The organism is Paraburkholderia sp. (assembly GCF_047605525.1).
Classification (GTDB): Bacteria; Pseudomonadota; Gammaproteobacteria; order Burkholderiales; family Burkholderiaceae; genus Paraburkholderia.
The window spans coordinates 28,534-42,687 of record NZ_JASGFN010000016.1 but is presented as its reverse complement, the minus strand read 5'-3'; the positions used below and the strand labels follow the sequence as shown (position 1 = coordinate 42,687).

Sequence of the window (14,154 nt, the reverse complement as noted above, 5' to 3'; positions counted from 1 at the left end):
GCATGATGCGGCGCCCGCTGTCGTTTCAGCCGGGCCTCAACCCTGTTGCTTGACCTCGAGCCGGAACTTGTGCAGCAGCGGCTCGGTATACCCGCTCGGCTGCTGACGCCCTTCGAACACGAGCGCCTGCGCGGCCTTGAACGCGATCGTGTCGTAGCCCGGCGCCATCGGCCTGTAAAGCGGATCGCCGGCGTTCTGCGCGTCGACCACCTTCGCCATGCGCCTGAACGTCTCTTCGACCAGCTCGCGCTTGACCACGCCGTGGTACAGCCAGTTCGCGATGTGTTGGCTCGAAATGCGCAGCGTCGCGCGGTCTTCCATCAGGCCGACGTCGTGGATGTCCGGCACCTTCGAGCAGCCGACGCCCTGATCGATCCAGCGCACCACGTAGCCGAGAATGCCCTGCGTGTTGTTGTCGACCTCGGCGCGGATTTCGTCGTCGCTCCACTGCGCCTTTTCGACGACCGGAATCGTCAGCAGGCCGTCGAGCAGTTCGTCGCGCACGCTCGCGTAATCGGTGCGCTCGAGTTCCTGCTGGACCGCCTGCACGTCGACCTGGTGATAGTGCAGCGCATGCAGCGTCGCGGCGGTCGGCGAGGGCACCCACGCGGTGTTCGCGCCGGCCTTCGGATGCGCGATCTTCTGTTCGAGCATCGCGTGCATCAGGTCCGGCATCGCCCACATGCCCTTGCCGATCTGCGAGCGGCCGCGCAGGCCCGCGCTCAAACCGACCAGCACGTTGCTGCGCTCGTACGACGTGATCCACTTGCTCGACTTCATGTCGCCCTTGCGCATCATCGGGCCGGCTTCCATCGCCGAGTGCATCTCGTCGCCGGTGCGATCGAGAAAGCCCGTGTTGATGAACGCGACGCGCGCCGACGCCTCGGCGATACACGCAAGCAGGTTCACGCTGGTGCGGCGCTCCTCGTCCATGATGCCCATCTTGATCGTGTTGCGCGGCAGCTTCAGCAGATCCTCGACGCGCGCGAACAGCTCGCTCGCGAACGCGACTTCGGCCGGCCCGTGCATTTTCGGCTTCACGATATAGATCGAACCGGTACGCGAATTCAGCTTGTTCTGACGGTCGCGCAGCGCGCACAGCGTCGTGATCACCGCGTCGAGAATGCCTTCCGGAATCTCGTGGCCGTCTTTCGTCAGCACGGCCGGGTTCGTCATCAGATGGCCGACGTTGCGGATGAACAGCAGCGAGCGGCCGTGCAGCTTGACCTGCGACTTGCCGTCCGCGCCGGTGTATTCGCGATCCGCGTTGAGCCGGCGCGTGAAGGTCTTGCCGTTCTTCGTGACCTCCTCGGTCAGATCGCCGTTCATCAGGCCGAGCCAGTTGCGATAGAGCTGCACCTTGTCGTCGGCGTCGACGGCCGCGACCGAGTCCTCGCAATCGATGATCGTACTGACCGCCGCCTCGACGACGACATCCTTCACATGCGCCGCATCGGTCTTGCCGATCGGATCGTTCGCATCGATCTGGATTTCGATGTGCAGGCCGTTGTGCTTGAGCAGCACCGCGGACGGCGCGCTGGCGTCGCCCTGGTAGCCGATGAACTGCGCGGGTGTTTGCAATGCGCTCGTGCCGTTCTTCAGCGCGACGACGAGCCGGCCGCCTTCGACGCTATAACGCGTCGCGTCCGCATGCGAGCCGTTCGCGAGTGGCGCGGCCTGGTCGAGAAACTTGCGCGCATACGCGATCACCGCGGCGCCGCGCACCGGATTGAAGCCTTTCTGCTTTTCCGCGCCGTCGGTTTCGGGAATCGCGTCGGTGCCGTACAGCGCGTCGTACAGGCTGCCCCAGCGCGCGTTCGCGGCGTTCAGCGCATAGCGCTGGTTCGACAGCGGCACGACGAGCTGCGGGCCGGCCTGTTCGGCGATTTCGCTGTCCACGTGGTCGGTCGTGGCTTTGACGCTGGCGGGCGCGGGCACGATATAGCCGATGCCTTCGAGAAACGCCCGGTACGCGCGCAGATCGCGTACCGGGCCGGGATGGGCGCGGTGCCAGGTGTCGAGCTCGGTTTGCAGGCGGTCGCGCTCCGCGAGCAGCGCACGGTTTTTGGGCGCCAGCTCGTGTACGAGGGCGTCGAAACCCGACCAGAAGGCGGCGCTGTCGATTCCGGTGCCGGGCAGGGCTTCGGTTTCGACGAACTGGTCGAGGTTGGCGGCGACCTGCAGTCCGCCGCGCGGGTTCATCTGAGTCATCGACTGCTCCATCTGTTATGGGACCGGTGAGGGGGCATCGGTCCGTGTTGTGCCACGGGGTTGCTTTGCTGCCGCCGGCACGCTGCCTCGCGGCGGCGTGCCGGTTCGAAACGGGTGAAAGACGCTGACCGGCCCGCGCGTTTCAGCCCGCGAGCGCCTGGATGCCGGCCTTCGCGATCTGCGCGTCCTGATCCGACTTGACGCCCGACACGCCGACCGCGCCGATCACCTGGCCGTCGACGATCACCGGCACGCCGCCTTCGAGCGTGCCGAGCAGCGGCGCGCTCAGGAACGCGGTGCGGCCGTTGTTGATCATGTCTTCATAGACCTTGGTTTCGCGCCGGCCGAGGGCCGCGGTGCGCGCCTTCTCGGTTGCGATATACGAACTCGACGGGGCGCTGCCGTCCAGCCGCAGCAGCGCGAGCGGATGGCCGCCGTCGTCGGCGATCACGATCGAGACGGCCCACTTGTTCTTCTCGGCTTCCGCGCGGGCGGCGTCGAGGATGCGGGTCGTCTCGGTCACGGTCAACACGGGTTTGCTCTGCATAATGAATTTCCTGTCTCGGTGAGGGTAGGGAGGCTTCTACGGGTTCCATCCAGCGACCGGTGGTGATGCGGCGCCTGTCGCGGGCGCGCTAGCGAAAGATTCTACTTCCACGCGCGGCGGGGCGAAACGGCGGCTTCCCTGGGCCGCGGCGCAACGCGGCCTCGGAGCCGTTCTTCCCGATGTGCTCCCGCCGCGCGGGGCGCGGGTGGAAAGCCGGCAACGCCACCACTGGAAGTCCGCGCGCGGAGCGCCTTACAATCGCGTCTTGACCCAAGAACGCGCTTCCCCACGCGCTGTCCGACCATGCCGACCATCAGCGAGCTGTTTGTCTACCCGATCAAATCCTGCGCGGGCATCGCGCTGCGCGAGGCACGCCTGCTGGCGACGGGCCTCGAATACGACCGCAACTGGATGATCACCGATCCCCAGGGCGCGATGTTCACGCAGCGCGCCTATCCGCGCATGGCGCTGATCCGGGTGGAGATCGGCGAGCAGGACCTGATCGTGCGCGCGCCGGGCATGCGCGAGCTGCGCACCCCGCTCGATGCCGCGCGGCTCGCCGCGGCGCGCAAGGTCGATACCATCGTCTGGCGCGACGCGGCCTACGGCCTCGATACCGGCGACGAAGCCGCCGCGTGGTGCACGGAATTTCTCGGCCTGCCGGCGCGGCTGCTGCGCTTCGATCCGGAGCGCGAGCGCACCGTCGATCCCGGCTATACCGCGAGCACCGGCGGCGCCACGACCTTTTTCGCCGATGGCTTTCCGCTGCTCGTCGTCGGCCAGGCGTCGCTCGACGACCTCAATGCGCGGCTGAACGGCAAGGGCGCGCCGTCGATCAGGATCGACCGTTTCCGTCCGAACATCGTGTTGACCGGCCTCGATGCGTACGAGGAGGACTACGTGGAGACGCTGAGCGCCGATGCCGGGGCGAACGGCGACGCGGCGCAGGGCGATGCGCGCGTCGAGTTGCGGCTCGTCAAGCTGTGCGCGCGCTGCCCGATGCCGACCATCGATCAGGCGCGCGGCGCGCCCGATCCCGAGTGGCCGAACGAGCCGACCGATACGATGCTCGGCTATCGCGTCAATGCGCGCTTCGGCGGCGCCGTAACGTTCGGCAACAATGCGCTCGTCGCGAGCGGCGCGGGGGCGTGGTTGCGGATCGGGCAGGAAGTCGACGCGGAGTTGGGGTTTGGCGATTGAGTGTCGCGGCGGGCTCGCCCAGCCTGGCTGATTTCGGGTCGCGCGTCAGGCCGCATGCGCGACCGCTTCCACGGGCCGGGCATCCGGGGCTGCGTCCCATCCCGGCTCACGTTGCCAGTAACGCGCTTCCACGCTCTCGCCAACCGCGCTGCCCACCAGAATCACCGCCGGACTGCCGAAGCCCGCGCTCACGGCATCGTCGGCGAGCCGATCGAGTCGCGTCAACAGCCGCCGTTCATCGGCGCCCCCCGCCCATTGCACGATCGCCGCCGGCGTATCGGCCGGCAGATGCGCGAGCAGCGCAGCGGCGATCTTGCCGACGCGCCGCATCCCCATATAGATCGCCAGCGTCGTGCGGGTCGCGGCGAGCGCGGCCCAGTCCGGCTCGCCGTGGTCCTCGGTATGCGCGGTGACGAAGCTCACGCCGTGGCAATGCCGGCGATGCGTGAGCGACATGCCGAGCCCCGCGGCGGCCGCGAAGCCCGACGAAACCCCGTTGACGATCCCGACCGCGATGCCCGCGTCGCGCAGCATCGCGAGTTCCTCGCCCGCGCGGCCGAACAGCAGCGCGTCGCCGCCCTTCACGCGCACCACATGCAAGCCCTTGAGCGCATAGCGCCGCATCAGGCGCTCGATGAACGCCTGCGGTGTCGAGCGGCAGCCGCCGCGCTTGCCGACGCGAATCACGCGGGCTTGTGGCGCAAGCGTGGTGATCTCCGGATTCGCAAGCTCGTCGAGCAGCACGACATCGGCTGCGGCCAGCGCCTTGACGGCCTTCAGCGTGAGCAGGTCGAGATCGCCGGGGCCCGCGCTCAGTAACGTGACCTTGCCGGTGTTCGTCTTCATCGTGGTGTCCTTGGGTTGCATGCTTCTGCTTCTGTCTGTTTTTCGCGGATAAAAAAACGGCGTCCGCTCGTGAAAGTCACGAAGGGACGCCGTTGTCCATTGCACTGCCCGTCGAGGTGATTCAAACGGACCGATGCACTGCGTTGTGCTTCGGCCGGGTCATCGAGCGACGTTGCCGCAATGACGTTGCGCATCGTTCATGCAAGGACCACGCCATCGCGCGGCGATGCGTGCGCGAGCCTCGGTGAGCACTGAGCGAGCAGTGAAAACACCCCGGCCAGGCCACGCACGCATGCTCCCGTTTCGCACGCGCACAGTGCTGCGTCGCACCATCGCTGTGCTTCTCCGCATCAAAACGTGTCGCGCGCCCGGCGCGGTCCGAAGCGGACGAAGATTCCGCAAAGCCCCTCGCCACAGTGTTTCCCGGCGTATTCATCACAATTGGCACAGCCTTTGCGTTAAGCGTCGCCATCGGACCAACGCGGGTCCGTCGCGCTTGCAGCACAACCGCACGCGCCACTGCATGACCGAACAGGACAACGGCGTCCCCCGGATTCAGCCATCGGCTGGATTCGCGGGACGCCGTTTTTATTTCCGCAACCGCTTTCGCACCAGGCCAGAGGACAGCGCGCTCATGAAAATCATCGTTATCGGTCACGGGATGGTCGGCCACAAGCTGATCGAATGCCTCGCGCAGGATGCCGCGCACGATCTCGACATCACGGTGCTATGCGAGGAATCGCGGCCGGCCTACGATCGCGTGCATCTGTCCGAGTTCTTCGCGGGCAAGACCGCCGACGATCTGTCGCTCGTCGAGCCGGGTTTCTTCGAACGTCATAACGTGCGGCTCAAGCTGAACGCAAAAGCGGTCGCGGTCGATCGCGACGCGCGCACGGTGACGGTCTCGACCGGCGAGACACTGCCGTACGACCGCCTCGTGTTCGCGACCGGTTCCTTTCCGTTCGTGCCGCCGGTGCCGGGCCGCGAGCGCGCCGGCTGCTTCGTCTACCGGACCCTCGACGATCTCGAAGCAATGCGCGCCTGCGGCGCGCGCGCGAAAACGGGCACGGTCGTCGGCGGCGGGCTGCTCGGTCTCGAATGCGCGAAGGCGCTGCGCGACATGGGGCTGCAAACCCACGTGGTCGAATTCGCGCCGCGTCTGATGGCTGTGCAGGTGGACGACGGCGGCGGGCGCGTCCTGCGCAGCCGGATCGAAGCGCTCGGCGTCACCGTGCATACGCAGAAGAACACCACGGCGATCGTCGACGGCGAAGCGGGCACGCATCGCATGCAGTTCGCGGACGGCAGCCATCTCGACACCGACATGATCGTGTTCTCGGCGGGCATTCGTCCGCGCGACGATCTCGCGCGCGCCTGCGGGCTCGAACTCGGCGCGCGCGGCGGCATCGTAATCGACGACGCGTGCCGCACCAGCGATCCGCACGTCTATGCGATCGGCGAATGCGCGCTGTGGCATGGCCAACTGTTCGGGCTCGTCGCGCCGGGCTACGAGATGGCGCGCGTGGTCGCGAAGCAGTTGCTGGGAGACCCCGCCGGATTCGCGGGCGCCGACATGAGCACCAAGCTGAAGCTGATGGGCGTCGACGTCGCGAGCATCGGCGACGCGCACGGCAACACGCCGGGCAGCCGCGCATATCAGTTCAGCGACGAACGCAAGCAGATCTACAAGAAGCTCGTCGTGTCCGAGTGCGGCAAATATCTGCTCGGCGGCGTGATGGTCGGCGACGCGAGCGAATACGGCACGCTGCTGCAGATGATGCTGAACCGGATCGAGCTGCCCGAAGCGCCAGAGTTCCTGATCCTGCCGCAAGCGGACGGTCACGCGAAACCGGCGCTCGGCGTCGAGGCGTTGCCGGCCGCCGCGCAGGTCTGCTCGTGCAACAACGTATCGAAGGGCGAGTTGTGCGCGGCCGTGTGCGCGGGCGCGACCGATATCGGCGCATTGAAGGGCGCGACCGGCGCGGGCACCTCGTGCGGCGGCTGCGTGCCGCTCGTCACGCAGGTGATGAAGGCCGAGATGAAGAAGCAGGGGCTCGCGGTCAACAACCACGTCTGCGAACACTTTCCGTACTCGCGCCAGGAGCTTTATCACCTCGTGCGCGTCGAGGGCCTGCGCAGTTTCGGCGCGCTGCTCGCGAAGCATGGGCACGGTCTCGGCTGCGATATCTGCAAGCCGGTGGTCGCGAGCATCCTCGCCTCGTGCTGGAACGAATTCGTGCTGAAGAAGGAGCACGCGTCGTTGCAGGACACCAACGACTATTACCTCGCGAACATCCAGCGCGACGGCACCTATTCGGTCGTGCCGCGCATGGCCGGCGGCGAAGTGACACCCGACGGTTTGATCGCCGTCGCGCAGGTCGCGAAGAAATACGGCCTCTATACGAAGATCACCGGCGGTCAGCGCATCGACCTGTTCGGCGCGCGCGTCGAGCAACTGCCGTCGATCTGGGAGGAGCTGATTGCAGCCGGCTTCGAGTCGGGCCACGCGTACGGCAAATCGCTGCGCACGGTGAAGTCGTGCGTCGGTTCGACCTGGTGCCGCTATGGGGTCGGCGATTCGGTCGGCCTCGCGGTCGAACTCGAGAACCGCTACAAGGGGCTGCGCACGCCGCACAAGATCAAGTTCGGTGTGTCGGGCTGCACGCGCGAATGCGCGGAAGCGCAGGGCAAGGACGTCGGCGTGATCGCCACCGAGAAGGGCTGGAACCTGTACGTGTGCGGCAACGGCGGCATGAAGCCGCGGCACGCCGAACTGCTCGCAGCCGACCTCGATCACGCGACGCTCGTGCGCTATATCGACCGCTTCCTGATGTTCTACGTGCGCACCGCCGATCGCCTGCAACGCACCAGCGTATGGCGCGACAACCTCGAAGGCGGGCTCGGCTATCTGGTCGACGTGATCGTCAACGACCGCCTCGGCGTCGCGGCGGAACTCGAAGCCGAGATGCAGCATGTGGTCGACACGTACGAATGCGAATGGAAGAAGGCCGTCACCGATCCCGACACGCGCAAGCGCTTCCGCCATTTCGTCAACAGCAGCGAGTCCGACGGCAATGTCGCGTTCGTCGAGCAACGCGGCCAGATCCGGCCGGCGACGCCCGCCGAACGGCAGGCGCGGCTCGTTGCGATTCCGGTCGTCGCCGAGCCGGTCTGACGTTGCGTTTGAAGTTGCGTTGCCACCGCTTTATTTCGCACCCTCATCAAGGATTCCAGCCATGAAGAACGAACACTTGCCCCGCGCGTGGACCGCGATCTGCCCGCTCGACGACATCGTGCCGAACACCGGCGTGTGCGCGCTGGTGAACGGCGAGCAGGTCGCGGTGTTTCACGTCGAGGGCGGCGCCGTGGACGCGAACGCCGCGCCCGCCGTCTACGCGATCGGGAACTTCGATCCGGGTTCGCACGCGGCGGTGCTGTCGCGCGGGCTGGTCGGCAGTCTCGGCGAGCGCGTCGTGGTCGCATCGCCGATCTACAAGCATCACTTCGATCTGCGCACCGGCGAATGCCTCGAAACGCCGGCGTATTCGGTCAGCGCGTTTGCCGCGCGCGTCGAAAACGGCCAGGTGTGGGTCGCGGTCTGACGCGGCGCTAGTGCTCGATTGTTCCGATTGGTTCCGATTCCCAGCCGCGTGATCCGCCCATGTCTTCCGCGAACATAAAAGCCGACGTAAAAACCGTGTGCCCGTATTGCGGCGTCGGCTGCGGCATGGTGCTGCACGTCAAGGACGGCCAGGTCGTGAAGATCTCCGGCGACAAGGAGCACCCGGCCAACTTCGGCCGGCTCTGCACGAAAGGGCAGTCGGCGCACGTCGCGCTGCGCAGGTCCGGCCGTCTCGAAAGCGCGTTCGTGCGTCATGCGCGCGACGAAGACCCGGTGCCGCTGCCGATGGCGCAGGCGCTCAGCGACACCGCGGCGCGGCTGCGGCGCATCGTCGACGAACACGGCCCGGATGCGCTGTCGTTCTACGTGTCCGGGCAGATGTCGCTCGAAGCGCAATACCTCGTCAACAAGCTCGCGAAGGGCTTTATCGGCACCAACAACATCGAGGCGAATTCACGTCTGTGCATGGCGAGCGCGGCGAGCGGCTACAAGCTGTCGCTCGGCGCCGACGGGCCGCCCGGCTCGTATGAAGACTTCGATCATGCGGATCTGTTCTTCGTCAGCGGCGCGAACATGGCCGACTGTCACCCGATTCTGTTCCTGCGGATGATGGATCGCGTGAAGGCGGGCGCGAAGCTGATCGTCGTCGATCCGCGCCGCAACACGACCGCGGAGAAGGCCGATCTGTTCCTGCGGATCAAGCCCGGCACCGACCTCGCGCTGCTCAACGGCCTGCTGCATCTGCTGCACGAAAACGGCGCAACGGATGCCGCTTTCATCGCCGGATTTACCGAAGGCTGGGACGCGATGCCCGCGTTTCTCGCGGACTACACGCCGGAGAACGTCGCGCGCATCACCGGCCTCGCCGCCGACGATATCCGCCGTGCCGCGCAAATGATCGCGTCGGCGAACGACTGGATGAGTTGCTGGACGATGGGCCTGAACCAGAGCACGCACGGCACGTGGCATACGAATGCGCTCTGCAATCTGCATCTGGCGACGGGCCGCATCTGCCGGCGCGGCAGCGGGCCGTTTTCGCTGACGGGCCAGCCGAACGCGATGGGCGGCCGCGAAATGGGCTACATGGGCGCGGGTTTGCCGGGGCAGCGTTCGGCGCTGGTCGCGCAGGACCGCGCGTTTGTCGAAGACCTGTGGGGCATCGCGCCCGGCACGCTGAAAAGCGACGCCGGCAACGGCACGATCGACCTGTTCGCGCGCATGGCGGCGGGCGACATCAAGGCGTGCTGGATCATCTGCACGAATCCGGTGGCGACCGTCGCGAACCGGCAGAACGCAATCGCCGGTTTGCGCGCCGCCGAACTCGTGATCGCGCAGGACGCGTTCCTCGACACCGAGACGAACCGCTACGCCGACGTGCTGCTGCCCGGCGCGCTGTGGGCGGAAGCCGAAGGCGTGATGGTCAACTCCGAGCGCAACCTGACGCTGATGCGCGAGGCGATCGAGCCGCCGGGCGCGGCGTTGCCCGACTGGCGGATCATCGCGCGCATCGCGTGCGAGATGGGCTTTGCCGACGCGTTCACCTACGCGAGCGCCGCCGACGTGTTCGCCGAGATCACGCGCGCGTCGAATCCGGCGACCGGCTACGACCTGCGCGGCGCGAGTCATCGGCGCCTGAAGGACACGCCGCTGCAATGGCCGCTGGCTTCCGCCGATTGCGCCGGGCGCAATCCGGTTCGCTATCTGAATGACGGCGTGAGCCAGACGCCGAGGCAACTGGACGACGGCAGCCATCCTCGCATTGCGTTTCCGACCGCGAGCGGCAAGGCGAAGTTTTTCGCGCGCGCCTATGCGCCCGCGGCGGAATTGCCCGACGGCGAATTCCCGATCGTATTGAACACGGGCCGCGTGCAGCATCAATGGCACACGATGACCAAGACCGGCAAGGTCGCGATGCTGAACAAGCTGAACCCGGGGCCGTTCGTCGAGATTCATCCGGAAGACGCGGCGGCGCTCGGCATCCGCGCGAAGGCGCCGGTCGAGATCCGTTCGCGCCGTGGCCGCGCGATCCTGCCCGCGGTCGTCACCGATCGCGTTAGCGCGGGCAACTGCTTCGCGCCGATGCACTGGAACGACGTATTCGGCGACGACCTGTGCATCAACGCGGTCACGAACGATGCGGTCGATCCGGTTTCGCAGCAGCCCGAATTCAAATTCTGCGCGGTTGCGCTGAGCCCGGTGACGGTTGAAAACGCCGCGAACGCATCCGACGGCGATGACGCAAACGCCGCCGCTCATTCGGACATCGGCGCGGACACCCACGCAGTTGCTCGCACGCCGAGCGCCAAGGATCAGCCCATGCCTCGTATCGACGCCCTCAACATCCTGCTGCAATTGCCGCCCGAATCCGCGCCGTCGCTGAGCGATGCCGAACGCGCGTATCTGTCCGGCTTCGTCAGCGGGCTGCGTTCAGCCGAAGCACAGGGCATCGAAAGCGTGCCGGTGCTGCCGCACGGCGCGCCGTTCGATCCGGCCACGCGGCTGTACGTGGACGGCCTGCTGGCCGGACTCTATAGCCGCAGCCCGGCAACGGGCATCACCACAACCACAGCGCCGGCCACGGCTTTGCCCAACGCCGTGCAAACCGATGAGCCGCGCGAATCGGGCGTACGCATCGTGCGCGCGCGCCCGAAAGTGACCCTGCTGTGGGCCTCGCAAACCGGCAACACCGAATCGCTGACCGAACGTTACGCGACGCGCCTGATGGAATCCGGCTTCGAAATCCGCACCGCGTGCATGGCGGACTATCCGCTCGCGACGCTCGCGAAAGCGCAATACGTGTTGCTGATGACGAGCACGTTCGGCGACGGCGATCCCCCCGACAACGCGCAGGATTTCTGGGCGCAACTGAATGCGGACGATGCGCCGCGCCTCGACGGCGTGCGCTTCGCGGTGCTCGCGCTCGGCGATCGCAACTACGAGCAGTTCTGCGGCCACGGCCGCCGTCTCGACGAACGGCTCGGCGTGCAGGGCGCGCTGCGTCTGATGGAGCGCGTCGATTGCGATACCGAGTACCAGCCGCTCGCCGATGCATGGCTCGAACGCGTGATCGCGCGCATCAAGGAAGAGGATGCGGCGCTCCATGCGGTACCGCCGGGCGGCATGATCAACGCGGTGGTGGGCGCGGTGCCGAGCAGGGCGCGGCCGGCCGCGTCGCGGCTCGTCGGCAATCTGCGCCTGAACCGCCAGGGCGCCGCAAAAGACACGCGCTGCGTGTCGCTGCGCATCGGCGACGCGAACCTCGAATACGAAGCCGGCGACGCGCTCGGCGTGTGGCCGAGCAACTGTCCCGAACTCGTCGACGAACTGATCACGCTGAGCGGGTTGACCGCGGATGCACCGGTACACGTGGCGGGCATCGGCGACGTGCGGCTCGCCGACGCGCTCGGCAAGCACTACGAGATCGCGCGCCCGAGCGCGGAAGCCCTCGCGTTCGTCGCCGCGCACAGCAGCAACGGCGCGCTGCGCGATCTGCTCACGCCCGCGCGCAAGGCCGATCTGAAGCAATGGCTGTGGGGGCAGCAGCTCGCCGACGTGCTGCACGAATTCCCGGTGAGCGTCACGGCCGCCGAGCTGACCGGCGTGCTGAAGCGCCTGCAGCCGCGCCTGTATTCGATCGCGTCGAGCCCGAAAGCGCATCCGGGCGAAGTGCATCTGACGGTGTCGGCAGTGCGCTACAGCAACGGGCGGCGCCATCGCAAGGGCGTGTCGTCGACGTTTCTCGCGGATCGCGCCGGCGACATCGACGTGCCGGTGTTCGTGCAGAAGTCCGCGCATTTCCGGCCGCCGCATCAGGGCGACACGCCGATGATCATGGTCGGCCCCGGCACCGGCATCGCACCGTTTCGCGGCTTCCTGCACGAGCGGCGCGCGCGCGGCGAGCGCGGCCGCAACTGGCTGTTCTTCGGCGAACAGCACGCGGCAACCGATTTCTACTATCGCGACGAACTCGAGGCGATGCGCGCGAGTGGTTTGCTGACGCGGCTCGACGTCGCGTTCTCGCGCGATCAGGCCGACAAGGTCTACGTGCAGGACCGCATGCGCGAACACGGCGCGCAACTGTGGGCATGGCTCGAGGAAGGCGCGCATTTCTACGTGTGCGGCGACGCGAGCCGGATGGCGCGCGACGTCGACGCGGCGCTCAAGGACGTGATCGCGACGCACGGCGGCATGAGCGAGGACAAGGCGCTCGACTACGTGAGCCGCATGACGCGCGAAAAACGCTATGCCCGCGACGTGTACTGAGCGCGCCGCGCACGAACGTTCCCTATGCAAGCAAACCCTGGTGAGGACCTTTGATGAAAAACGTAATGCACTCTCTTCGAAGCGGTGACTGGCGCGCGCTCGTCGCCTGTTTTCTCTATTTCGACACGGGCTTTACCGTGTGGGTGCTGTATGGCCCGCTCGCGCCGTTCATCAGCAGGAGCATCGCGATGACACCCGCGCAACAGGGGTTGCTCGTCGCGGTGCCGGTGCTGTCGGCGGCGATCCTGCGCGTGACGCTCGGCAATCTGTATCAGTCCGCGCACGGCAAGCGCATCGCGCTGATGGGCGTGCTGCTGTCGGCGGTGCCGACGATCGTGCTGCCGGCGATGCAGTCGGTGCCGTCGTACGAAACGCTGCTCGTGCTCGGCGTGTTCCTCGGGGTCGGCGGCGCGAGCTTCGCGGTCGCGTTGCCGATGGCCGGCAGCAACTATCCGCCGAAAGTGCAGGGGCTGGTGCTGGGGCTGGCCGCGGCCGGCAATATCGGCGCGGTGCTCGACGGCTTCCTGTTCCCGCAACTGGCGACGCGCTACGGCTGGCAGATGGCCGCCGGCGGCGCGTTGCCGCTGCTCGCGATCGCCGCGATCACGCTGTATTGCTGGGCCAACGACGCGGGCATCAAATCGGGCAGTGTGCTGCGCGCATTCGGCAGCTTCGCGGCGACGCTCGTCGGGCTGATCGTGCTCGTGCTGCTCGTCGAGGCGGGCCTGTTCGGCGCGGGCAAGACCGGCGTGCTGCTGTTGCCGGTGATCGGCGCGGTGCTCGCGATCGCGGTGCTGCCCAAACGCTATCGTGCGGTGCTCGGCGAACGCGATACGTGGGTCATCATGCTCGTCTATAGCATCACGTTCGGCGGCTTCGTCGGCATGTCCTCGTATGTGTCGCTGCTGCTCACCAACCAGTATCAGTTGTCGAAGATCGACGCGGGTCTGTTCATGGCGCTGCTCGCCGCGACCGGCGCGATGGTGCGTCCGCTCGGCGGCCTGATTGCCGACCGCGTCTCCGGCGTGCGCGCGCTGACCGTGCTGCTCGCGATCATCGCCGTGGGCGACTTCGTGTTCGCCGCCGCGATGCCGTCGCTCGCCGGCGGCATCGCGCTGCTGCTGTGCCTGTATGTCGCGTTCGGTCTCGGCAATGGCGCGACGTTCCAGCTCGTGCCGCATCGCTGGGCGGGCCGCACGGGCTTGATGTCGGGCATCGTCGGCGCGGCGGGCGGTATCGGCGGCTTCTATCTGCCGGTCGTGATGGGCATCGCGAAGGAGAGCACCGGCAGCTATCAGATGGGCTTCGCGACGTTCGGCACGCTGTCCGCGTGCGCGTTCGTCGCGATCGTCGCACTGCGCCGGCCGTGGATGGCGTGGTCGATGCAGGCTGGCGTGATGCATGCGCATGCGACCGAATGACTCGCGCTTTGCGCGCGGCGTTCCGTTCCTGCAACGCCGCGCGG

At 67.1% G+C, this 14,154-nt stretch carries 8 protein-coding genes; 5 read left to right on the top strand and 3 right to left on the bottom strand.

All coding sequences use genetic code 11. The annotated features are described in order from the left end of the window. Positions 1–36: 36 nt before the first annotated feature. The gene (locus tag QM685_RS22555; RefSeq protein ID WP_415119506.1) at positions 37–2,211 is read right to left on the bottom strand and encodes a malate synthase G; all 2,175 of its coding nucleotides are present in this window, start codon (positions 2,209–2,211) and stop codon (positions 37–39) included. A 142-nt stretch (positions 2,212–2,353) separates the two neighbouring features. Next, complete coding sequence (locus QM685_RS22550; RefSeq protein ID WP_415119504.1) at positions 2,354–2,758, bottom strand: GlcG/HbpS family heme-binding protein; 405 nt, start codon at positions 2,756–2,758, stop codon at positions 2,354–2,356. A gap of 303 nt (positions 2,759–3,061) precedes the next feature. On the opposite strand from QM685_RS22550, the gene QM685_RS22545 reads away from it, so the two are divergent. Then, positions 3,062–3,958: an MOSC domain-containing protein gene (locus tag QM685_RS22545; RefSeq protein ID WP_415119502.1), complete on the top strand. Its 897-nt coding sequence runs from the start codon at positions 3,062–3,064 to the stop codon at positions 3,956–3,958. Between the two features lie 45 nt (positions 3,959–4,003). On the opposite strand, the gene cobA is transcribed toward QM685_RS22545, so the two are convergent. After that, positions 4,004–4,804, bottom strand: a complete 801-nt coding sequence (gene cobA, locus QM685_RS22540; protein ID WP_415119500.1) for a uroporphyrinogen-III C-methyltransferase — start codon at positions 4,802–4,804, stop codon at positions 4,004–4,006. 634 nt (positions 4,805–5,438) lie between these two features. Between cobA and nirB the strand changes: the two genes are divergently transcribed. The 4 genes from nirB to QM685_RS22520 all read left to right on the top strand — a co-directional run bounded on the left by nirB (position 5,439) and on the right by QM685_RS22520 (position 14,110). Then, positions 5,439–7,979 carry a nitrite reductase large subunit NirB gene (nirB, locus tag QM685_RS22535; RefSeq protein ID WP_415119498.1) on the top strand — a complete coding sequence of 847 codons (2,541 nt, stop codon included), beginning with the start codon at positions 5,439–5,441 and terminating at the stop codon, positions 7,977–7,979. Between the two features lie 61 nt (positions 7,980–8,040). Then, positions 8,041–8,406 carry a nitrite reductase small subunit NirD gene (nirD, locus tag QM685_RS22530; RefSeq protein WP_415119496.1) on the top strand — a complete coding sequence of 122 codons (366 nt, stop codon included), beginning with the start codon at positions 8,041–8,043 and terminating at the stop codon, positions 8,404–8,406. A gap of 125 nt (positions 8,407–8,531) precedes the next feature. Continuing rightward, positions 8,532–12,689: a molybdopterin-dependent oxidoreductase gene (locus tag QM685_RS22525; RefSeq protein ID WP_415119759.1), complete on the top strand. Its 4,158-nt coding sequence runs from the start codon at positions 8,532–8,534 to the stop codon at positions 12,687–12,689. Positions 12,690–12,742: 53 nt separating this feature from the next. Continuing rightward, positions 12,743–14,110 (top strand): MFS transporter, encoded by a 1,368-nt coding sequence (locus QM685_RS22520; protein WP_415119494.1) that lies wholly within the window; start codon positions 12,743–12,745, stop codon positions 14,108–14,110. The last annotated feature ends 44 nt before the right edge of the window (positions 14,111–14,154 follow it).

Coding starts and splice junctions, on each gene's coding strand:
- nirB (WP_415119498.1), top strand. CDS start 5,439: ATGAAAATCATCGTTATCGGTCACGGGATGGTCGGCCACAAGCTGATC.
- nirD (WP_415119496.1), top strand. CDS start 8,041: ATGAAGAACGAACACTTGCCCCGCGCGTGGACCGCGATCTGCCCGCTC.
- QM685_RS22550 (WP_415119504.1), bottom strand. CDS start 2,758: ATGCAGAGCAAACCCGTGTTGACCGTGACCGAGACGACCCGCATCCTC.
- QM685_RS22555 (WP_415119506.1), bottom strand. CDS start 2,211: ATGACTCAGATGAACCCGCGCGGCGGACTGCAGGTCGCCGCCAACCTC.
- QM685_RS22520 (WP_415119494.1), top strand. CDS start 12,743: ATGAAAAACGTAATGCACTCTCTTCGAAGCGGTGACTGGCGCGCGCTC.
- QM685_RS22525 (WP_415119759.1), top strand. CDS start 8,532: ATGGTGCTGCACGTCAAGGACGGCCAGGTCGTGAAGATCTCCGGCGAC.
- cobA (WP_415119500.1), bottom strand. CDS start 4,804: ATGAAGACGAACACCGGCAAGGTCACGTTACTGAGCGCGGGCCCCGGC.
- QM685_RS22545 (WP_415119502.1), top strand. CDS start 3,062: ATGCCGACCATCAGCGAGCTGTTTGTCTACCCGATCAAATCCTGCGCG.